General features: G+C 65.3%; 22 protein-coding genes. 6 read left to right on the plus strand and 16 right to left on the minus strand.

Annotated features, from left to right (window positions below):
* Positions 1 to 69: 69 nt before the first annotated feature.
* From AC58EF_RS06105 to AC58EF_RS06115, 3 genes are all read left to right on the plus strand, one after another.
* Positions 70 to 870 carry a polyphosphate kinase 2 family protein gene (locus AC58EF_RS06105; RefSeq protein WP_497275281.1) on the plus strand — a complete coding sequence of 267 codons (801 nt, stop codon included), beginning with the start codon at positions 70 to 72 and terminating at the stop codon, positions 868 to 870.
* A gap of 73 nt (positions 871 to 943) precedes the next feature.
* Entirely contained in the window at positions 944 to 2,272 is a 1,329-nt protein-coding gene (locus AC58EF_RS06110) for a methyl-accepting chemotaxis protein (RefSeq protein WP_497275283.1), read from the plus strand.
* A gap of 71 nt (positions 2,273 to 2,343) precedes the next feature.
* On the plus strand, positions 2,344 to 2,529 hold the full coding sequence (locus AC58EF_RS06115) for a hypothetical protein (protein ID WP_497275285.1): 186 nt from the start codon (positions 2,344 to 2,346) through the stop codon (positions 2,527 to 2,529).
* Between the two features lie 18 nt (positions 2,530 to 2,547).
* On the opposite strand, the gene AC58EF_RS06120 is transcribed toward AC58EF_RS06115, so the two are convergent.
* The 3 genes from AC58EF_RS06120 to AC58EF_RS06130 are packed head-to-tail and all read right to left on the minus strand — an operon-like array spanning position 2,548 to position 4,400.
* A complete protein-coding gene (locus AC58EF_RS06120; protein WP_497275287.1) occupies positions 2,548 to 3,117 on the minus strand; it encodes an LptA/OstA family protein in 570 nt (189 codons plus the stop codon).
* Complete coding sequence (locus AC58EF_RS06125) at positions 3,117 to 3,764, minus strand: LPS export ABC transporter periplasmic protein LptC (protein WP_497275288.1); 648 nt, start codon at positions 3,762 to 3,764, stop codon at positions 3,117 to 3,119. Before AC58EF_RS06125 ends, AC58EF_RS06120 begins: the two co-directional genes overlap by 1 nt.
* A gap of 18 nt (positions 3,765 to 3,782) precedes the next feature.
* Positions 3,783 to 4,400 (minus strand): ribonuclease D, encoded by a 618-nt coding sequence (locus tag AC58EF_RS06130; protein WP_497275290.1) that lies wholly within the window; start codon positions 4,398 to 4,400, stop codon positions 3,783 to 3,785.
* 280 nt (positions 4,401 to 4,680) lie between these two features.
* Between AC58EF_RS06130 and AC58EF_RS06135 the strand changes: the two genes are divergently transcribed.
* On the plus strand, positions 4,681 to 5,505 hold the full coding sequence (locus AC58EF_RS06135) for a cold-shock protein (protein WP_497275292.1): 825 nt from the start codon (positions 4,681 to 4,683) through the stop codon (positions 5,503 to 5,505).
* 246 nt (positions 5,506 to 5,751) lie between these two features.
* Here the strand turns inward: AC58EF_RS06135 and AC58EF_RS06140 are convergent, their stop codons facing one another.
* The 10 genes from AC58EF_RS06140 to ygfZ form a co-directional block, all read right to left on the minus strand.
* Entirely contained in the window at positions 5,752 to 7,113 is a 1,362-nt protein-coding gene (locus AC58EF_RS06140) for a methyl-accepting chemotaxis protein (RefSeq protein WP_497275294.1), read from the minus strand.
* Positions 7,114 to 7,213: 100 nt separating this feature from the next.
* On the minus strand, positions 7,214 to 8,131 hold the full coding sequence (locus AC58EF_RS06145) for an EamA family transporter (RefSeq protein ID WP_497275296.1): 918 nt from the start codon (positions 8,129 to 8,131) through the stop codon (positions 7,214 to 7,216).
* Positions 8,132 to 8,162: 31 nt separating this feature from the next.
* Entirely contained in the window at positions 8,163 to 9,233 is a 1,071-nt protein-coding gene (locus tag AC58EF_RS06150; RefSeq protein WP_497275298.1) for a DUF3667 domain-containing protein, read from the minus strand.
* Between the two features lie 57 nt (positions 9,234 to 9,290).
* Positions 9,291 to 11,465 (minus strand): prolyl oligopeptidase family serine peptidase, encoded by a 2,175-nt coding sequence (locus AC58EF_RS06155; protein WP_497275300.1) that lies wholly within the window; start codon positions 11,463 to 11,465, stop codon positions 9,291 to 9,293.
* A gap of 105 nt (positions 11,466 to 11,570) precedes the next feature.
* Entirely contained in the window at positions 11,571 to 11,993 is a 423-nt protein-coding gene (rplQ, locus tag AC58EF_RS06160; RefSeq protein WP_497275302.1) for a 50S ribosomal protein L17, read from the minus strand.
* A gap of 175 nt (positions 11,994 to 12,168) precedes the next feature.
* The gene (locus AC58EF_RS06165; RefSeq protein WP_497275304.1) at positions 12,169 to 13,233 is read right to left on the minus strand and encodes a DNA-directed RNA polymerase subunit alpha; all 1,065 of its coding nucleotides are present in this window, start codon (positions 13,231 to 13,233) and stop codon (positions 12,169 to 12,171) included.
* A gap of 121 nt (positions 13,234 to 13,354) precedes the next feature.
* The gene (gene rpsK, locus AC58EF_RS06170) at positions 13,355 to 13,744 is read right to left on the minus strand and encodes a 30S ribosomal protein S11 (RefSeq protein WP_004208752.1); all 390 of its coding nucleotides are present in this window, start codon (positions 13,742 to 13,744) and stop codon (positions 13,355 to 13,357) included.
* 90 nt (positions 13,745 to 13,834) lie between these two features.
* A complete protein-coding gene (rpsM, locus tag AC58EF_RS06175) occupies positions 13,835 to 14,203 on the minus strand; it encodes a 30S ribosomal protein S13 (RefSeq protein WP_066864651.1) in 369 nt (122 codons plus the stop codon).
* Positions 14,204 to 14,433: 230 nt separating this feature from the next.
* Entirely contained in the window at positions 14,434 to 15,162 is a 729-nt protein-coding gene (locus tag AC58EF_RS06180; RefSeq protein ID WP_497275306.1) for a glutaminyl-peptide cyclotransferase, read from the minus strand.
* Between the two features lie 107 nt (positions 15,163 to 15,269).
* Positions 15,270 to 16,007: a CAF17-like 4Fe-4S cluster assembly/insertion protein YgfZ gene (gene ygfZ / locus AC58EF_RS06185; RefSeq protein ID WP_497275307.1), complete on the minus strand. Its 738-nt coding sequence runs from the start codon at positions 16,005 to 16,007 to the stop codon at positions 15,270 to 15,272.
* Between the two features lie 70 nt (positions 16,008 to 16,077).
* Here ygfZ and AC58EF_RS06190 point away from each other — a divergent pair, with 70 nt between their 5' ends.
* On the plus strand, positions 16,078 to 17,409 hold the full coding sequence (locus AC58EF_RS06190; protein ID WP_497275309.1) for a dihydroorotase: 1,332 nt from the start codon (positions 16,078 to 16,080) through the stop codon (positions 17,407 to 17,409).
* Positions 17,410 to 17,468: 59 nt separating this feature from the next.
* Here AC58EF_RS06190 and rarD read toward each other — a convergent pair whose 3' ends face one another.
* Both rarD and AC58EF_RS06200 read right to left on the minus strand, forming a co-directional pair.
* Complete coding sequence (rarD, locus tag AC58EF_RS06195) at positions 17,469 to 18,350, minus strand: EamA family transporter RarD (protein WP_497275311.1); 882 nt, start codon at positions 18,348 to 18,350, stop codon at positions 17,469 to 17,471.
* Between the two features lie 17 nt (positions 18,351 to 18,367).
* Complete coding sequence (locus AC58EF_RS06200) at positions 18,368 to 18,589, minus strand: hypothetical protein (protein WP_497275312.1); 222 nt, start codon at positions 18,587 to 18,589, stop codon at positions 18,368 to 18,370.
* Positions 18,590 to 18,748: 159 nt separating this feature from the next.
* Between AC58EF_RS06200 and AC58EF_RS06205 the strand changes: the two genes are divergently transcribed.
* Complete coding sequence (locus AC58EF_RS06205; RefSeq protein ID WP_497275314.1) at positions 18,749 to 19,492, plus strand: hypothetical protein; 744 nt, start codon at positions 18,749 to 18,751, stop codon at positions 19,490 to 19,492.
* A 114-nt stretch (positions 19,493 to 19,606) separates the two neighbouring features.
* On the opposite strand, the gene AC58EF_RS06210 is transcribed toward AC58EF_RS06205, so the two are convergent.
* Positions 19,607 to 21,316 (minus strand): flotillin family protein, encoded by a 1,710-nt coding sequence (locus AC58EF_RS06210; protein WP_497275316.1) that lies wholly within the window; start codon positions 21,314 to 21,316, stop codon positions 19,607 to 19,609.
* Positions 21,317 to 21,321: the final 5 nt, after the last annotated feature.

A 21,321-nucleotide genomic window follows, 5' to 3' on the forward strand; every position in this document is an offset into this window, starting at 1 on the left:
CGACCGCTTGTGAAAGCCCCGCCCTTGTTCTTTAACAGGGGCTGGGCTTTGCTTTTTCAGGAGAAAAATATGGCGATCGACCTTGCGGACTATGAAGAGGGCGCGAAATACAAGGGCGATTATGCCGCCGATCTGGCCGCCCTTCAGCATCGGCTGGCGAAGATCCAGGTCGCCCATATCCTCCACAACCGGCGCAGCGTGATCCTGTTCGAAGGCTGGGACGCGGCGGGCAAGGGCGGCATCATCAAGCGGATGACCGCCGACTGGGACCCGCGCTATTATCAGGTCCATCCCATCGCCGCCCCCACCGATGTCGAGCGCGACCATCATTTCCTCTGGCGCTTCTGGACCCGCCTGCCGGCCGGGCGCAACATCGCGATCTTCGATCGCAGCTGGTATGGCCGGGTGCTGGTGGAGCGGGTCGAGGGCTATTGCAGCAAGGCCGAATGGAAACGCGGCTATGAGGAAATCAACGCCTTCGAACGGCAATTGTCCGACGCGGGCACGAACTTCGTCAAGCTGTTCGTCCATATCACGCAGGCGGTGCAGGACGAGCAGCTTGCCCAGCGGCTCGACACGCCGTGGAAGCGGTGGAAGACCGGCGCGGACGATTATCGCAACCGGTCACGGCGCGCGGACTATCTCGATGCCATGCACGCCATGTTCAAAAAGACCGACAGCCAGCAGGCGCCCTGGCATGTGATCGACAATAATAACCGCAAGGCAGGGCGGATCGCGGCGCTGACATATGTCGCCGACCGGCTGGAGCAACTGGTCCCGATGGATTTCCCGGAGATGGACCCCGCCATCGTGAAACTGGCGCAGGATGCCTTTGGCTATCGCCCGCTTCCGTTCGGGGAATCCCTTTGAAACAAGTGCTTGTCATATAAGTGTCATTTTCGTCTAACTCCTCGTTTACCATTATGAGGCTATTTCCGATGACATGATCGCCGCCGTGCTTCCCTTTCCCCAGACAAATGCGCCCGCAGCGCAGATGCCCGTCGACCTGCATCTGGCGGAGGCGGGGCCGGTGATCCGGTTGGGCCGGCCGTTGAGCGAGGCGGTAGACTGTTTCCAGAATGATTCGGGGCTTCGGCTCCTGCCCGTCGTCGATGCCGCCGGATGTCCAGCCGGCGCCATTTATGAGCGCGACATGCGCCGCATCCTGTTCAATCCCTTCGGTCATGCCCTGCTGCGCAACCCCAGCTTCGGCGGGCGGCTGGACGAGCATGTCCGTCCCTGCGTCTGTGTCGAGCGGACCACCGATGTGGAGGCGTTGGTCGACCTCTTTGCCGCGCAGGGCGAAGGGTGCGAAGGATTGATCGTCACCGACCGGGGGCGCTTTGCCGGGGTGTTGGGTGGGCCGTTGTTGCTGCGCCTGACCGCTGCGCGCGATGCGCGGGTGGCGCTGGCGCGCGCCGAACGGGTGGAGCGGATCACCCAGGAAAGCGAAGGCTTCCGCCGCGACGTCGAAAGACTGATCATGGACCTGGTGGTGATGGCCGAACAACTGGCCGCGCTGGCGGGCGAAGCGACCGAGCGGGCGGCCGTCGACGGCGCGGATGCGGCGGCGATGGCGGTGGCGACGACCCAGACTGCGGATCGGCTGGCGGGGATTGCGGCTGGCGGCGTGGCACTGGGTCAATTGTTTGCGACGATGGAAGCGGAGGTGCGCGACGCGGGCGAAGCGATTCGCGAGGCGGCGGCGCGCAGTCGATCCGGAGCGGCGCGCAGCGAAGCCCTATGTGTGGAGGCGGAAAATATCGGCGAGGTCGTCGCCGTGATTGACAAGATCGCGCGGGCCACCGGCATGTTGGCGCTCAATGCCAGCATAGAAGCGGCACGCGCCGGCGCGGCGGGGGAGGGATTCGCCGTGGTCGCGCGCGAGGTTCAGGCGCTCGCGACGCAGACGCGCGGCGCGGCGGCGGAGATTTCCGGGCGGATCGATCATATTCGTGTCACCATCGGCGATGTCGCGGCCGGCCATGCGCATATGGACGCCACGATGATGCGGGCGGACCGGCTGTCGGCAGCGGTATTCGACGCGGTCGCGCGCCAGAGCGCCTTCAGCCGCGCCATCGCCGAAAGCGTGGCCGAGGCCGGAACCTCCAGCGACCATATACGCGCCGGCGCGAGACAGATCAGCGACAATGCGTTGGCACGGACGGGAAGCGCGCGGACGATGCGCGACGTCGCCGGACGGCTGGCGGAGGAAGCCCATCGGCTGGAGGCGCGCGCGGGCGGCTTCATCGCGGCGATGCACGCGGCCTGAGCGTCGAAATCAACGCTGGCGCGCACCGGGAAACGCGCTAGGCTGGCTCTCCATAAAAAGGAGAGGACGCCATGCTCGTGATGTTCGTCGGCACCGATCGCACCCAGACCGCCGTCAACCCCGCCCAGGTCACTTTCATCTCCCAGGTCACTGATGGAACCCGCATCCGCTTCGGCGAAGGGCGCAGCGTCACCGTGACCGAGCCGATCGGCGCCGTGCTGGACAGCCTCAACAACGCATTGCGGCCGCACGAATAGCACGCCGTCCGACTGGGATCAGTTCTTCCGCTGGGGCACGGTGAAGGTGCCGGACACGCGCCCGCTCGGGCTGGTCGAGGTGCCCGCGCTGCCGCCGGTTGAACGGCCGTCCACGGTCGAGCGCCCGCTATTGAGGTCCATCACCAGCCGTCCGCCGGTCAGCCGGTTCGATCCCTGCGTCAGCGCGACATTGCCCAGCATGGTGATCAGCTTGGCATTGAGGTCGTAGATCGCGACATTGCCGCGTGCGGTCTGGTCGGCCTTGCGCACGACGACATCACCCGATGCGTCGATCCGGTTGATTTCGATGCCGTCGGTGCCGGTGCCGCCGCCCGGCTGATTCTTGTAGGCGACGGTCATGCGCGCGGCGTTCAGCGTCATACCGGCCTGCGTCACCTCGACATTGCCGGACACGACCACGCGGTCGGCGCGGTCCTGCACCTCGATGCGGTCGGCGGTGAAGTTGACCGGGGCGTTGCTGTCGTGATTCTTGAACACCTGCCCGAACAGGGGCGCGTCCGCGCCGGCGATCATCACGCCCGCGGTGCCCAGGAAGGCGGTCGACAACAGGATCAGGGTGCGTTTCATCAGTTCCGCCCTTTGAGGCCATTTTGTTCGATGCGCAAGTTCGCCCGGCCGTTCAGCGTCACGGTGCGTGCGCCCATGTCCGCCTCCAGATGATCGGCGCTGAAGGTGCCGATCGGGATTCGCCCGTCGACCCGGCCGGCGCTCTTCATCCGCCGCGTGGTCAGGTCGACGCCCACGTCGCGGGTCGTGAGGCGATAGCCGCCCGCCGCCTGGAACTGGACCGGCCCGTCGATCGCCACGCGCTCGCTTTCCATGTCGTAGCGGCCCTTCTGCGCGGTCAGCACCGCCGGTCCGTCCGACAACAATATGCGCGCCGACATGTCGTTCAGGTCGACGATCGGTTCGCGCGAGCTTTTCTGCACCGCGGAGCCTGCGCGCAAAGAGAAGGGCTGGCCCTTGCTGTCCTCACCCCGATAGAGCGCTTCGGTCACGCGCATCCGTTCCCTCGCGACATCGACCTTGTTCTTGTCGAGCACGAAGCTGACCTTGTCGCCGCCGGTGAAAGGCGCCGTCGCCAGCAACGCCGCCAGCACGCCGACCGCGATCGGCAGCCAGCCTTTGAGCAGCCTGACCAGCCGGTCGTGGCTACCGCCCGGCCGCGCCCATTGGCGGCGCACGTCGCGTTGCTGATCGGCCTGGACGGACATGGCGGTGCGAATGCTCCCTTACATATGCGCGAAGATGTCGATCTCCGGCCAGCCGGCCAGGTCGAGTTCGGCGCGATGCGGCAGGAAGTCGAAACAGGCCTGGGCCAGTTCCATCCGGCCTTCGCGTATCAGGCGCTTGTCCAGTTCGGCCTTGAGCGCATGGAGATAGCGCACGTCCGACGCGGCATAATCCTTCTGCGCGTCCGACAGGATCGGGCCGCCCCAGTCGCTCGACTGCTGCTGCTTGCTGATGTCCTGGCCCAGCAGTTCGCGCACCAGTTCCTTAAGGCCATGGCGGTCGGTATAGGTGCGGATCAAGCGCGAGGCGATCTTGGTGCAATAGACGGGCGCGGCCACGACACCCAGATAATGTTTGATCGCGGCGATATCGAACCGGCCGAAATGATAGAGTTTCAGCCGATCTGCATCTGCCAGCACGGCGCGCAGGTTGGGCGCGGCATAATCGCTGCCGGGATTGAAGCGCACCAGATGCTCGTCGCCCTTGCCGTCGCTGATCTGGACCACGCACAGGCGGTCGCGCGGGGTGATGAGGCCCATGGTTTCGGTATCGACGGCGATCGCGCCGGGGGCGAGCACGCCGGCGGGCAGATCTTCTTCATGGAAATGCACGGTCATGCCATCCCCTCTATGGCGAAACCGGCTGCATCGCAATCGAGGCTTTGCATCGCGGAACAGATGCGGCCAATCGTCGTATTTCTGCGCCGGAACGCGGGAAGACGCCCCGGGTGGCGCTAATTGGAACGGAACAGGACCATGGCGGTGAAAATCGTTCGCGCTGCCCTGAAAAGTTGATATAGTGATTCCCAAACCCGCCTTTGCGGTGGATTCTGCATGTCATTCGCCCGACATGTTTGTCCGATTGGTCTTGGGGCGAAGCGAAAGTGACTAACAGGGCATGAGTTTTGATAGAGGTCGCCGCGGCGGGCGCGGCAAGGATAAGCGCGACGGTTTCGGCGACGACAATTTCTACGATCAGGGTAGCCGCGGTGGTTTCGGTGGTGGCTTTGGCGGGGATCGCGGTGGCTTCAGCGGCGGCGGTTTCGGTGGCGATCGTGGAGGTTTTGGCGGCGGTGACCGCGGCGGCTTCGGCGGCGGAGGTGGCCGCAGTGGCGGTGGCTTCGGTGGCGGCGGATTCAGCGGCGGCGGCGGAGGAGGTGGTCGCGGTATGCCTGCCCAGGTCGTCGGTGAAGGCAAGGGAGTCGTCAAGTTCTTCAACGGACAGAAGGGCTTCGGTTTTATCGTTCGTGACGATGGCGGCGAGGACGTGTTCGTTCACATCAGCGCCGTCGAGCAGGCTGGCCTGACAGGTCTGGCCGAAGGTCAGCCGCTCGGCTTTACGCTGGTCGATCGCGGCGGCAAAGTGTCGGCCACCGATCTGGTGATCGAAGGCGAACCGCTTCCCGTCACCGACCGCGCGCCGCGTGAGCCGCGCGCCGGTGGTTTCGGTGGCGATCGTGGTGGCTTCGGCGGCGGCGATCGTGGCCCGCAGCGCCAGCTGACCGGCGAGCGCGCCAGCGGGACGGTGAAGTTCTTCAACGCGATGAAGGGCTTCGGTTTCATTCAGCGCGACGATGGCCAGCCCGATGCATTCGTCCATATCAGCGCCGTCGAGCGTGCGGGCATGTCCGCGCTTAACGAAGGCGATCGCCTTGACTTCGAACTGGAAGTCGATCGTCGCGGCAAATATGCGGCGGTGAATCTCCAGTCGAAGGCCGATTGAGGCGATACAGGAATCGTCCCTGTTACAGGGAGAGGATAGGAAGGGGTCGTCCGGTTGGGCGGCCCTTTTTTTGCGCGACCGTTGGCTACTCAGTTTCGGGCGCAAATCGGGGCGCATGAATCTTCGAAAGCGCCGCCCCGGCGATGCGGGAAGCCCGCTCCGCGCCGGCCATGACGCTGATGGCTAAATTCATTCTTGTGGATCGATGGCCGGACGTCGCTGCACCTGCCGGGACGGTGCGGACCGTCAGCTCTGGTCCCTATAAGCCATCTGCAATATGCCCCAGTGGCGGCCGCGCACCTGGATGGATGCGATCACCTGCTTCAGCAGGATGATATTGCCATCGGCGGTCGGCCGGCGATAGGCCTTGATGCAGAAGGGTTGGGTGATCTTGGACTGTTCGCGCGTGTCGGCGAAGTCGAAGATCAGGCCCTGCCGCGAATGTTCCGCATTCCAGACATCGTCGCCGGGGCGCTGCGGATGCGACCGTTCCGGCATGGCGATGGCGCCATAGGCGTTGCGATCGGTGAAGGTCATGCCGAACAGACCGGGATAAGCCCGTGCCATCTCCTGCCGCGCGCGCGCCGTAGCGAGCATCACCGGTTGGACCGGATGCGTATATTGGACGGGACGGGTGCCGGGGATCGGCACATAATGCTCGCTGAACACTTCCGCTTCGCTGATCCGGCCTTCGGCAATGGCTTGTTCGATCGAGCGTGCGACCGCCTCGGCCGACTCGAGGCTGAAGCGGATATAGGGCGAATCGGGAATGTCGACGCCGCTTTCCGCCAGATATTGCAGCAGTAAATTGGTGTCTTCGCTGGCGCTGGTGATGCGGCCCGACAGACGCTGAAGGCCGCCGGCATTGTCGCTCGACGTGCTGGCGAGCGCGGCCAAGCCGGTGCGGATCTCGCTCGCCGATCCCACCATCGACCCGATCCGCAGCGCAACCGTTTCGCTGTTGCTCGACAGGTCGAGCATCAGCGCCGCCAGCCTTTCGACCAGCGTTTCGATATTGCGCGTGTCGGACTGGGCTGTGCGGGCTGTCTGGGCGCCGCGGGTGATGCTGTCGAGCATACCGCCGGCCTCGCTGGTTAGCGCCGCGATCGATTGCTCGATCGTCTGGGTGGCTGCGCCGGTTTCCTGGGCCAGCTTCTTCACTTCCGCCGCGACCACGGCAAAGCCGCGTCCGGCATCGCCTGCGCGCGCTGCCTCGATCGTGGCGTTGAGCGCGAGAAGATTGGTCTGGCTGGCAATGCCGCTGATCACACTGGTGACATGGGCGACGGTCCTGAGTGCTTCACCGAAGCCGTCGAGCCGGGCATGGATGCGACTTACCTGTTCAATGAGGTCGACGAAATTGCTGTTGGCGGTCGACAGCTGCCGGCCCGAATCATCGATGATGGCGCGGGCGGCGACTGCCTTCTCACGGGCATCCTGCCCGGCCAACGAGACGCGCTCGCCATCCTGGGACAGCTGCGCGGCGGCCGCGTTGATCGCTTCGATGGTGTGTGCCTGCTGCGTCACCCGCTCGGCAAGCTCGCTGATATCCGCCTGAAGGTCGAGCGTGCGTATCCCCAGGTCGCCGGACAATTTGGCGACCTTCATGACTGCGCGCGCGACGCTATCGGATTGCGTGTCCCTCATCACGACGGACAGGGCTATCCGACCGTGGTAAATTAAGCGTTATCGCTTCACTCCGTCCGTCTCAGAGCGCGCCGGCCAGCGCGAGTATCACACCCATGACCACCAGCATCAGCCCGACACCCTCGCTGCGCCGTATCGGTTCCTTGAGGTAGAAGTGGCCGAACGCCATGGTGAAGGCGACCTCGATCTGGCCGACTATCCGCACCAGCGCGACCGGCGCGGTGGCAAAGCCGGTGAACCAGCAGGCGGACCCGATCGCGGAGAGCAGGCCGACCTGCCCCGACACGCGCCAGCTGGTGAAGACGCGGCGCATCTCGCCCCGTTCGCGCAGCAATATCCATCCACCCAAGATCACTGTCTGGAACAATATGGTGACGCACAGCACGATGAGCGCGGCGAGGATGCGATCGCCGCCGCCCACGCCCTGCGTCGCACGGCGGATGCCGATCGCGGTCAGTGCGAAGAAGAAACCCGACGCGATGCCGGTGATAGCGGCAGGCTGGGCGAGGGCGCGCAGAAAAACCATCAGGCCCATCCGTTTGCCGCCGGTCGACAGCAGCATCACGCCCATGACGCCGCAGCCGATCCCGGCCCAGGCCAGTGGCGAAAGCGTCTCGCCCATCAGCAGGAAAGACAGGATCGCGCCCTGCACGGCCTCGGTTTTGGAATAGGCCGTGCCAACCACGAAGTTGCGGTGGCTGAAGGCCAGGATCAGCAGATTGGTCGCGATGATCTGCGCAAGGCCGCCGGCGAGGCAGAAGACCAGGAAGCTGCGCTGTAGTTCCGGCCAGGGCATGGGAAAGACAAGGCGGTAGAGGCCGAGCAGCAGCAAGGTGAAAGGAATGCCGTAGAGATAGCGGACCAGGCCCGCGCCATTTAGGGACAGGCTGTGGCTCACCCGGCGTTGGACGGCGGTGCGCCAGGCCTGGGTCGCGCCGGCCAGCAAAGTTGCCGGCAGCCAGAGAGGGGAGGTGATCATGCCCGCCCCTATACAGGGCGGACCTGCCCCGTCACCCCATCATGACCAGCAGTGTGAAGAAAAGCGACAGCGACGCGCAGGCAAAGCCGTAAAGCAGGGGCAGCCGCAGCAGCGTGCCGGTGCGCGACAGGGCATAGGCGTCCTTGAACTGGCGATACATATGCCAGGCGGCGAACAATATCAGGCCCAGGGTGACGAGGCCGCTGGTGACATGAACCGCGGTCAGCACCATCGACAGGCAGAAAAGCAGCGACATGAAGGCGATCGAATAGGTCACGTAGATCGCATGGTCGTACATCTTGTAGCGGCGGCTGAAGGGGAAGAGCAGCCACAGAAAGGGCAGCGAGATGAGGATCAGCGCCCAGGAAAATTTATAGGCATTGGCCTTGAGCTTGTAATAGGCGAACTCTGGATTTTCCGCGGCGGCGCTCATAGCCTCGCCCACGGTCCTGGCGATGCCGCCATTCACCCCTTCGCCCATCAATGAATCGGTCAGGTCGCCGGCGAGGGTCAGGCCCTTCCTCTCTTCACGGGCGTCGGCCAGCTTCTCGGTCAGCGCTTCGCGCCGCCCGGCGGAAATGCCGGGGACGGTCAGATCCCCCTCGATCTTCCTGATGCGGGCGTCGGCCTTTTCCTGTTCCTTGCGCAGTTCGGCCTGGGCTTCGCTGTTCATCTTGACGCCCTTGACCGCATCGTCGGAGCCATGATGGCTGGTGAGCGAGAAGATGGCGTACATCAGGAAGGCGGTGAACAGGAACAGGGCGAAGGGCGACACGAACTTGGCCCGCTCGCCCTGGATATAGCGCCGCGTCATCTTGCCCGGCCGCAACGCCAGTTCGGGCAGGGTGGTCCAGATCTTGCCCTCGAAATGCAGGACGCCATGGGCCAGGTCATGGCCAATCGCGGCGAAGCTGCGGTGCAGATGCGCCGCCTGGCCGCATTCGGCGCAATAAGGACCGTTCAGCGCCGCGCCGCAATTGAGGCAGGCGCCATGGCCTGCTTCATGCGCCCCATGCCCTGCTTCGCCATGGCCCGGCTCCACAGCGCGTGCCAGCATCGCTCCGGTGACTGCGTCACCTGCCGCTTCGATTCCCCCAGTCATGGGATCAGAGAATATCAGCGGTGTATGACGGACACCAGACGCTTCGCGCGGGGTTGCTCAGTCGGGTTTCGCCGCGATGCGGAGGCCGGTGAAGGCCGCAAGAAAGGCGTAGCTGTCGGCATATTCGTCGATCAGCTTGTCGACCGGCTTGCCCGCGCCATGGCCGGCCCTGCTTTCGACACGGATCAGGTGGGGGCGGTCGCCGATATTCGCCGCCTGGAGCGCGGCGGCATATTTGAAGCTATGCGCCGGCACCACGCGGTCGTCCGTGTCGGCCGTGGTGACGAGGATGGCTGGATAGTCCTTGCCCGGCAGGATGTTATGATAGGGCGAATAGCCGTAGAGCAGCGGGAAATCCTCCGCCTTGTCGGGCGATCCATAATCGTCGACCCAATAGCGGCCGGCAGTGAACCGATCGAAGCGCAGCATGTCCATGACACCCACGGCCGGCAGTGCGGCGGCGAACAGGTCGGGGCGCTGGTTCACCACCGCGCCGACCAGCAGGCCGCCATTGGAGCGGCCTTCGATCGCGAGGCCATCCGGCGGCGTGAAGCCGTTGCCCTTGAGATATTCGGCCGCGGCGATGAAATCGTCGAACACATTCTGCTTGTTCGCGCCGCGCCCGGCATCGTGCCAGGCCCTGCCGAACTCGCCCCCGCCGCGCAGATTGGCGATGGCATAGGCGCCCCCCTGTTCCAGCCAGGCCATGCGCGTCGCCGAATAGCCCGGCGTCAGGGAAATGTTGAAGCCGCCATAGCCGTAGAGGATGGTCGGCGCGGCGATGGCGCGGTCGGCCAGCGCCTTCTTGCGCAATATGGTGATGGGGATCATCGTCCCGTCCTTCGACGGGTAGAGCCGCTGCTCGATGCCGAAATCATCGGGGTTGAAGGGCAGGTCGGGCTGGGCGAAGAGTTGATATTTCTGCGTCGCTGTGTCGAAGCGGTAGATGCTGGCTGGCGTCACGAAGCCGGAAAAGCTGAAGAAGGTTTCGGGATCGCCTTCGCGACCGCCAAAGCCCGCCGCCGTGCCGAAGCCGGGCAGGGGGACGTCGCCGACCTTGCGCCCGTCCAGCTCGACCAGTTCGGCGACGGTCTGCGCGTCGCTCATATAGGCCAGGATCATGCGGTTGCCGACCAGCGATCCGCCGGCGAGCGTTTCCTTCCGTTCGGCCATCAGTTCCTTCGGCCCCTTGCGCGGCCGGGCGGCGTTCAGCGTCACCACCCGCATATGGGCGGCGCGTTGATCGGTGATGAAATAGAGGGTCGATCCCCGGCTGCCGATCAGCCGCCAGTCGTTGGTCGGCCCCTTGACGAGCAGGCGCGGCTTGACCTGGCCGCCGGTCAGTTCGGCGACATGGATCTCGCGACGCGGGTCGATGCCCTGGAAGGAACTGATGACCAGCCAACGGCCGTCGCCCGTCACCTGCGCCTGATGGCTGAGCGTCGGGCGGCCGGGGGTCGCATAGATCAGCTGGTCCTGCGTCTGGTCCGTTCCGACGCGGTGATAATATATCTGCTGGTCTTCATTGGCCGACCGGAAAGCTTCGCCCTCCTGCGGCGCGGCGAAGCGGGAATAGAAAAAGCCCTCGCCCCGGCCGTCCCAGGCGATCTGGGAGAATTTGACCCACAAGACCGCATCGTCCAGCGCCTTGCCGCTGTCGACGTCCAGCAGCTTGAGGGTGCGCCAGTCGCTCCCTGCCTCCTGCATCGCATAGGCCAGATATTTACCGTCGGGGGAGGGCGCCCATTCGGCGAGCGCGCTGGCGCCATCCTTCGCCCAGTCATTGGGGTCGAGCAGCAGGCGTTGCTCGCCGCTCAGCCCCTCGCGGACATAGAGCGGGGTCTGGTTTTGCAGCCCCTTGTTATAGCCGTAGAAATAGCGCCCGCCCGCCTTGCGCGGCACGGTGAACCGGCCATGGGAGAAAAGCGCCTGCATTCGCTCCTTCAGCACTTCGCGTCCCGGCAGGCCGTCGATATAGCGGCGGGTGAGGGCGTTCTCCCGGCTCACCCAGTCGCGCACCGCAGGATCGGCGCGCAGGTCGTTTTCCAGCCAGCGATAGGGATCGGCGACCTTCACGCCGAAATGATCCTCGATGAGGTCCAGCCGTCTCGTCACCGGATAGCGCGGCGCCTTGTCGCCCGCGTCGATCGCTGCGCCTTCGGGGCCGGCAAGCGCGACGGCCGGTGCGGCCGCCAGCAGCAGCGGCAGCAGGATCAGGGCAGCGGCGCGCATCCTCTCTCTTCGTCGCTTTTTCCTAAAAAGAACAGGCCGTGATTCCCTAGGGAACCACGGCCTGTCCGTAAAGCATCCAGTCCCGCCGGGCGGGACCGGCGGCGATCAGGCTTCTTCCAGTTCGTCGTCGGCGCCCAGGACCGGACCCGAATCCTGGCCCTTGGCGTCGACGTCGCGGTCGACCAGCTCGATGATCGCGATCGGTGAGGCGTCCGACGCGCGATAGCCGGCCTTGATCACGCGGGTATAGCCGCCATTGCGGTCCTTGTAGCGTTCGGCGAGCACGTCGAACAGCTTGGCCAGCTGCGCATCGTCCTGCAGGCGGGCCGAAGCCAGACGACGGTTGGACAGGCCACCCTTCTTGGCGAGGGTGATCAGCTTTTCGATGTAGGGACGCAGTTCCTTGGCCTTGGCGGTGCCGGTCAGGATCTGCTCATGCTTGATGAGCGAGGCTGCGAGGTTGCGCAGCAGCGAGTTGCGATGGCCGGCGCTGCGCTGCAGCTTGCGATGACCGATTTTGTGACGCATGTCTTCTTCCTTCGTTCGTTAAGGGGCCGTGTCAGGTACCCCAGACCCGGCGGTGTTAAGGGCCACCGCCACATGCCCCAGCCTGGAAACAGGCAAAGTTCACACCGTCACAGGGCACCGAAATGCCTGGGCCGGTGATCGTCCCTCCCCGAGCGGACCCGGGGAGGGAAGGGGATCAGCCCAGCAGCTCCTGCTCGAGCTTCTTGGCCATTTCCTCGATATTCTCCGGCGGCCAGCCGGGGATGTCCATGCCCAGGCGCAGGCCCATGGACGACAGCACTTCCTTGATTTCGTTCAGCGACTTGCGGCCGAAATTGGGGGTGCGCAGCATCTCGGCCTCGGTCTTCTGGACCAGATCGCCGATATAGATGATGTTGTCGTTCTTGAGGCAGTTGGCCGAGCGGACCGACAGTTCCAGTTCGTCCACCTTCTTGAGCAGATAGCGGTTGATCTGGTTGGCGTCGCTCTCGCCTTCCGAAGCGGCGGCACCGGCGGCGTGGCCGGCGGCCGGCGCGGCGGCGGGCAGGGCGTCCTCGAAGTGGACGAACAGCTGGAGCTGGTCCTGCAGGATGCGGGCGGCATAGGCCACCGCGTCTTCCGGCGTGACGGTGCCGTCGGTGTCGACGGTCAGCGACAGCTTGTCATAGTCCAGTTCCTGGCCGACGCGGGTATTGTCGACCTTGTAGGCGACCTGACGCACCGGCGAGTAGAGCGCGTCGATCGGGATCAGGCCGATCGGCGCATCGGCCGGACGGTTGGCGACGGCCGGGACATAGCCCTTGCCGACGTCGGCGGTCAGTTCCATGTTCAGGGTCGCGCCCTGGTCCAGATGGCAGATCACCAGATCGGGATTCATCACCTCGATATCGCCGACGACGCTGATGTCGCCCGCCTTCACCACGGCCGGACCGGTGGCGGACAGCTGCAAGCGACGGGGGCCTTCACCTTCCATCTTCAGCGCGACCTGCTTGATGTTGAGGACGATGTCGGTCACGTCCTCGCGCACGCCGGCGAGCGAGGAGAATTCATGCAGCACATTCTCGATCTTGATCGAGGTGACCGCCGCGCCCTGAAGCGAGGACAGAAGAACACGGCGCAGCGCGTTGCCGAGCGTCAGGCCGAAACCGCGCTCCAGCGGTTCGGCAACGAAGGTCGCCTTGCGCTTGCCGTCACCCGACGCCTTGATCTCAAGGCTGTTGGGCTTCTTCAATTCCTGCCAGTTCTTCATGTTGACAGTCATGTATTTCCCCTGGGGATGGGCCGGAACGCTTCATAATCCTGAACCCGGCAGGACGTTCCGGCGATGCAAACGGGTAAACGGGCGACGCGTCCGCCGCCCGCATGTCATGCAGCGCTGCGTGTCAGACGCGGCGGCGCTTGGACGGACGCACGCCGTTGTGCGGGATCGGCGTCACGTCGCGGATCGAGGTGATGTGGAAGCCGACGGCCTGCAGCGCGCGCAGAGCCGATTCGCGGCCCGAACCCGGACCCTTCACTTCGACTTCCAGGGTGCGCACGCCATGTTCGGCGGCCTTGCGGCCGGCGTCTTCGGCGCAGACCTGCGCGGCATAGGGCGTCGACTTGCGGCTGCCCTTGAAGCCCATCATGCCAGCCGAGGACCACGAGATCGCGTTGCCCTGGGCGTCGGTGATGGTCACCATGGTGTTGTTGAAGCTGGCGTTGACATGGGCCACGCCGGCCGAGATGTTCTTGCGTTCGCGGCGCTTGATGCGCTGGGGTTCGCGTGCCATTTTGCTCTATCCTACTGAAATCTGGTTGCGCAGAAGGCGTCTCGCTTGGGGAGAGCTGCCTCCGGCGGAGTAATTCGCCCCCCGGACGAATTACTTCTTCTTGCCGGCGATCGGCTTCGCCTTGCCCTTGCGGGTGCGCGCATTGGTGTGCGTGCGCTGGCCGCGGACCGGCAGGCCCTTGCGGTGACGCAGGCCGCGATAGCAGGCCAGGTCCATCAGGCGCTTGATGTTCATCGCGGTTTCGCGGCGCAGGTCGCCTTCGACGGTGTGGCCGGCGTCGATGGTCTCGCGGATCTGAAGGACTTCGGCGTCCGACAGGTCCTGAACGCGGCGGCTATGGTCGATGCCCAGCTTGTCGGCGATGTCGACGGCGGTTTTGCGGCCGATGCCGTGGATGTAGGTGAGCGCGATGATCACGCGCTTGTTGGTCGGGATGTTGACACCCGCAATACGTGCCATGGTAAACTAATCTCCTGCTCCACAGGGAGGCTTGCGCCGCCCTATCTCAAAGCGTCCGGGCCGCCCTTCCCTGGCGAGGAAAAACGGCCGATTTCCTGTTTCCCCAGACGCAAAAAAGACGGTCAGTGCAAGAAGCACTGCCGCTCACCAGCGTGTTGGGGAGGAGCGCCTTTAGCGATTCGGCTCCAAATAGTCAACTGCGTGCGGGGCAAAATGGCGCTTCCTTGCGGTCAGCGCGCCACCTTGATTTCGAACAGCCTGGGCCAGTTCTTGCCGGTGACGAACAGCCGGTCGGATGCGGCGTCATAGGCGATGCCGTTGGCCACCGCTTCGCTGTCCCTGACGCCGGCTTGCTTCAGCAACGGCGCGATGTCGATCCAGTCGATCACCGCTCCGCTCGCCGGATCGATCCGCGCGATCTTCGTATCATACCAGATATTCGCCCAAATCTCACCGCGTACATATTCCAGTTCGTTGAGCCGGTCGACCGCGCGGCCGTTCCAGGTCACGGTGATGCGGCGTTCCTCGGCCAGGCTGTCGGGGTCCAGGAAGCGCAACTGCGCGCTGCCGTCGCTCATGATGATGTGCCGGCCATCCTGGGTCAGGCCCCAGCCTTCGCCTTCATAGCGGAAGTCGGACAGCGGCGTCAGGTCGGCCAGCTTCCAGACGAAGCCCCGGCGATGGCGCCAGGTCAGGCTGACGAGGCGATCCTTCCAGTTGACGATGCCCTCGCCGAAATAGGACGGGTCGATGGCGCGTCGTTGCAGGATTTGGCCGGTCTTGAGCGCGACCTTGCGGATGTCCGATTGTCCCTCCAGCCCGGTGCTCTCATAGAGCGCGCCATCGAGATAGAAGAGGCCCTCGGTGAAGGCGGTCGGGTCATGGGGATAGGATTTGACCAGTTTCCACGGCGTTTCGGCCTGGGCCGGGGTGGCGAGGAACAGGGCGGATAGGGCCAAAAGGCCGACCCACCACCTCCGTTGGCTTCGAGCGAAGTCGAGAAGCAGGCGGGCAACGGTTCTCGACACGCTCGAACCGAACGGAGGATTGCGCACCGGATCGGCGGTCATTCGGCGGCTTGGCCTTCAACAGCGGCGGCCAGCCAGGCGGGAAGCGTGGCGGGATCGAGCGTCTCGACCCGGCGCAGTTCGATCGACAGGCCCAGGTCGGACAGGGCGGCGCGCTGGCGCTTTTCGTCGGCCTCGGCCAGCGGCACGGCCACCAGCCGGCGGTTCACCTTGTTGCGATAATGCATCCGTGCGGTATTTTCCTGCCCGACATAGCAGCCCTTGTCATAATCGACGCCGCCCAGTTCCTCTGCATTGGTTTCGAGCCAGAGATTCTGGTCCTGCCCCAATTCCTCCACACCTTCGAAAATGCCCAACGAGAGGCGATGGGCGCGGAAGGCTGCCGAGGCGTCGCCCTCATCCGCCGGGGCGAGCCAGCGATGGCCGAGCGCGGGCAGGCGCGGATCATGCGGCTTGTCGGCGGCGTCGGGCGCCCAGTGGACGGCCAGCGACTCGTTGCGAGCGATCACGACCTTGCGGCGCAGGCGATAGAGGGTGAGGCGCTTCGCCAGCGCATCGGCCTGGGCGGCTTCGCAGTCGATCAGCACATCGCCGCCATCGCCCCACAGGATGAAATCGAACAGCGCCTTGCCCTGCGGCGTCAGCATTCCGCTCCAGCGCGGCTGGCCGTCCGCCAGCGTCACCACGTCGCGGGTCAGCAGGCCCTGAAGGAAGGGACGGGCGTCTTCGCCCGAAATTCTGAGGATGGCGCGATCGCGCAGGGTGGTGCCGGTCATTGGCTTTAGGTAGGACGGCGACACGACTTAGCCAAGCCGTTCGCGTCGCCGCAGCAGACAGGAATTCGCCATGACCCAGACCTTCGACCTCATCCTCAGGAACGGAACCGTCCACAGTCCGGGCGGCGCGGAGAGCGTGGACGTGGGCGTGCGCGGCGGAAAGATCGCGGCCATCGGCGCGGCGCTGGGGGACGCGGGCGAGGTGATCGACTGCACGGGCCTCGACGTGCTGCCCGGCTGCATCGACAGCCAGGTCCATTTCCGCGAACCCGGCCTTGAACATAAGGAAGATCTGGAATCGGGCAGCCGCGCCGCGGTGCTGGGCGGCATCGCCGCCGTTTTCGAAATGCCCAACACCAATCCCAACACCGACACGGCCGAGCGCGTGCATGACAAGCTGAAGCGCGCGCATCACCGCATGTGGTGCGACCATGCCTTCTATGTCGGCGCCACTGCCGACAATGCCGAGCAGTTGAAGGAATTGGAGCGCATCCCCGGCACGTCCGGCGTGAAAATCTTCATGGGCGCGTCGACCGGCAGCCTGCTGGTCGACGATGACGATGCGCTGTCCCGCGTGCTGGCGTCGGGCACCCGCCGCGTCGCCATCCATGCCGAGGATGAGGCGCGGATGAACGCGCGCAAGGATTTCAGGCAAGAGGGCGACCCCTCCTCGCACCCGGTCTGGCGCGACGATGAAAGCGCGATGATCGCGACGAAGCGCATCATCGCGCTTGCGCGCAAGGCGCGCCGCCGCATCCACATCCTGCATGTCACCACCCCGGCCGAGCTGGAATATATCGGGCAGAACAAGGATATCGCGACCTGCGAGGTGACGCCCCAGCATCTCACCATGGCCGCCGAGGACGCCTATCCGCGCCTTGGCACCTATGCGCAGATGAACCCGCCGATCCGCAGCGCGGCGCATCGGGACGGCCTGTGGTTCTGGCTCAACCAGGGCGTGCCCGACGTGCTGGGCAGCGATCACGCGCCCCACACGATCGAGGAGAAGGCCAAGGCCTATCCCGCCTCGCCCAGCGGGATGCCGGGCGTGCAGACGCTGATTCCGCTGCTGCTCAACCATGTGGCGGAAGGGCGGCTGACGCTGCGCCGCTTCATCGAACTGACGTCGTCGGGACCGCAGCGCGTGTTCGGCCTGACCGGCAAGGGGCGGATCGCGCTTGGCTATGACGCCGACTTCACCGTGGTCGACCTCAAGAAGCGCTGGACGGTGGGCAAGGACTGGCTCGCCTCGCGCTGCGACTGGTCGCCGTTCGAGGGGGAGCAGCTCACCGGCAAGGCCGTCGGCACGATCATCCGCGGTCACCGCGTGATGTGGGAGGATGCGCTGGCCAATGACGCGATCGGCGAGCCGGTGCGGTTCGAGGCGACCGAGTTCGCGTAAAAGCGCCGCACGTTTCGGGTGAAGTCGGGAAACGCTTTTCGACTTCGCCCGAACAAATTTCAGGCGGCCGCCATCCGACTCCGCCTCGCCGTCGCGATACCGTCGCTGGCGAAGAGGAGGAGGCCCAGCCAGATCAGGCCGAAGCTCGCCATCTGGCCCGCGCTCAGCCTCTCTCCGAACAGCAGCACGCCGCACAGGAATTGCAGCGTCGGCGCCAGATATTGCATCAGGCCCAATGTCGCCATGGGCAGCCGCTGCGCCGCCATCGCGAACAGCACCAGCGGCACCGTCGTGACGGCGCCGGATATGATGAGCAGCGCAGTGGTCGGGGCGTCCTGGCCAAATCCCACGCCGCCATGGCCGAGTTCCCAGAAGAGATAGGCGATCGCCAGCGGCGTCAGCAGCAGCGTCTCGACGCCCAGCCCGTTCATCGGCGCCACGGGCGTCATCTTGCGCAACAGGCCATAGAAAGCAAAGCTGAACGCCAGCGCCAGGCTGATCCAGAGCGTGGTCAGGGCCGAGGCGGCGAGGATCGCGACCCCGACCGAAGCCACCGCGATCGCCAGCATCTGCGGCCGGCGCAGCCTTTCCTTGAGCACCAGCACGCCCAGCGTGACGCTGACCAGCGGATTGAGGAAATAGCCCAGGCTCGCCGCGACGACATGGCCGTCATTGACCGCCCAGACATAGGTCAGCCAGTTGATGCCGATCATCAGCGCGGAGCCGGCCAGCGGCAGCACCAGCCGGCGATCGCGCAGCGCGGCGATGAAAGGCGGCAAGCCGCGCCGCAGGGCAAGCAGCGTCAGGACCAGCAGCAGCGACCAGAGGACGCGCTGGGTCACGATCTCCACCGGGTCGACATGGTGAAGCAGGCGGAAGAAGAGCGGCAGCAGCCCCCACAGCCCATAGGCGCCGAACGCGGCCAGCAGGCCGCGCCGCATTTCGGTGTCGGCGTCGGTCAGATGATGCCTCCGCCCATGAACAGGCGCAGCGCGCCGAACGCTGCGACGATCAGGCAGAAATTCCGGCCGCTATTTTTCGAGGACAACATGCCGACAAACGCGCCGAACAGGGCGATCGGCACCAGCAACCAGTTGAGGCCGCCCAGCAGCGGCAGGACCGCGGGGATCATCAGGATCAGGGTCACAAGACCGATGAGGCCGGAAAGGATGTTGAGCATGGTCAACACATGGGCTTCAACCTGTCCCAGAGCAAGACAGGGGGGCGATGCCAGTGACGGGAAACTGGCCTTTCGCGAAAAAATCGGTCAATCCCGCCATGTCTCTAAAGAATAGGGCAACTCTTCCTGTACATTGCCCGATGGCGAAGGAGTGAAAATATGGCGCTTATTCGGTCCGTCGGCATGATGTCCCTGCTTCTGGCACTCGCCGCCTGCGGCAAGGGCGACAAGGACGCCGATCTTGCCGCACTCGATGCGCAGCTCACCAACAATGCCGTCGACCCGGCGCTCAAGGGTGCGCTGACCGATCCGATCCTGGTCGATCCGCAACTGGTGGGCCAGTCCAACCGCAACGCCGTGCGCCCCGCCGACCGCCCGGCCAATGGCGCGGTGCCGATGCTGAGCGGCGACGCCGGCAAGGCCCAGGCGGCGGCGGTTCGCCAGGCAGGGGGCAAGCTGCTCTCCGCCCCGGCCGCGAGCGAGGGCGAGGCGATGGCGTCTACCGTGACGCTGGGCGCGGTCGCGCGGGAGCAGGCGACGCGGCGCGGCGGCAATGCCGGCTGCGCGAAGAAGCTGAATTACGGCATGGAATGGGCGCAGCGCCTGCCCGAACCTTTCGCTCTCTATCCCGGCGCGCAGCTGACCGAGGCCGCGGGCGCCGAAGCCGACGGCTGCACCCTGCGCGCGGCGAGCTTCGTGACGCCGGTGCCCAGACAGGGCGTGATGGACTATTATTACACGCTCGCCCGTCGCGCGGGCTATGACGGCGAACACAGGATCATGGGCGGCGACCATGTGCTGGGCGGCACGCGCAGTTCCGACGGCAGTGCCTATTTCATCCTCTTCACCGACGCCCCCGGCGGCAAGACCAGCGTCGACATCATCGCGGACAACGGGCGGTAGGCGCTCTGATAGCGGACATGCGTAGAGCGGCCGGAAACGGCCAATTCTTCTCCCCTCCCGGAAAGGGCGGGGGATATTTTGGTCCAACCCACGCCGTCATCCCTGCAAATGGGATCACTCCTCCGCCCTGTCCTTCTTCGGCACGATCTTTTCCACGATCACCGGGGCGACCGGGGCAGGTTCCACCGCACCCTTGACCAGGGCGTCGAGGCTGGAGCCGTCAAGACCCAGTTCCTTCATCAAGCCGTCGATCACCGGCGCCTGCGCGCGGTAGCGCAGCGCGGCGGAGACGGCGGCATTGGCGAGATTCTGGTCGCCGCCTGCGATGACGGATGCGGCTTCGCCACCGCCCTGGCCGGTCAGGCCGTCGACCTGAACGATCTTGATCGAGTCGATCGCTTCCATCGGCCGGGCGGCCTCGCGGACCAGTTCGGGCAGCACTTTCAGCAGCGCCAGCTTGGTCTGGAGCGAGATCTGGTCGGAGGACAGCAGGTTCGATGCCTCATTAACGGCGCGCTGGCCGGCGGCCTCCACCTCGAAGCGGACGCGGTCGGCCTCGGCGCGCAGCTTGGCGGCTTCGGCCTCGCCCTCGGCGGCGACGCGGAGCGCTTCGGCGCGGTCGGCGGCGGCCTGTTTCTCCGCCTCGGCTTCGACCCGGACCTGGATGGCGGCGCGCTCGGCTTCACGTGCGGCGTCGATCAGTTCGATCCGCTTGGCGCGCTCGGCCACTTCGGTCGCGCGGGAGGTTTGCACCTGTTCCTCGGCGGCGACCGCCTTGGCGCGGGCCTCATCCGCCTGCGCCTTGGCCTGGCTTTCCTCGCGGCTCTTGTTCTGGACCGCGATCTGCTGTTCCTGCCGGGCGAGTTCGAGCGCCTGTTCCTGCGCGATGCGGGCCTGCTGCACTGCGCGGTCAGCCTCGATCTGCTGGCTGTCGACCAGCTTCTTCGCCTCGATCCGGGCCTGATCGGCCTCCTGCTGGCGCAGCGACTGTTCGCGGGCGACCTCCGCGATCTGGGCGGCGCGGCGCATCTCGACCTCGCGCTCCTGCTCCAGCCGGGCGAATTCGGTGTCGCGTGCGATCAGCAGCGACTGGCGCTCGGCTTCCAGATTCTTGGTCTCGATCTGGACGCGGGTTTCCTGCTCGATGTCATTGCGCGATTTCTTGCGCAATTCGATCTGCTCGGTCAGCTTGGTCAGACCCTCGGCGTCGAAAGCGTTGTTGGCGTTGAAATGCTCGATCGAGGTCTGGTCGAGGCCGGTGAGCGAGACGCTTTCCAGCTCCAGCCCGTTCATCGCGAGATCGACCGAGGACACCTGCTGCACCTTCTGCACGAAGTCGCCGCGCTGTTCGTGCAACTGGTTCATGGTCATGCCCGCCGCGACCGAACGCAGCGCGTCGACGAACTTGCCCTCGACCAGTTCCTTGAGCGCTTCGGGATTCATGGTGCGCATACCGAGCGTCTGGGCCGCGGTGGCGATCGACTGGGCGTCGGGCTTCACGCGGACGTAGAATTCCGCCTTCACGTCGATGCGCAGGCGGTCGAGCGTGATGAGCGCGTCAGCATTTTTGCGCTCCACCGCGAGGCGTACCGTATTCATGTTGACCGGCATCGTCTCGTGAAAGATGGGCAGCACCAGCGCGCCGCCGTTCATCACCACCTTTTCCCCGCCGAAGCCGGTGCGGACGAAGCCAATCTCCTTCGACGCGCGCTTGTAGAGGCGGGCGATCACGATACCCAGCACGATCAGGACGAGCAGGCCGCTGCCGGCGATCATCGCATAGGGAAGGATGGAAAAACCTTGCTGGACGGCAGGCAGGGTCATGTCTG

It is taken from the genome of Sphingobium sp. WR1 (genome assembly GCF_059693745.1).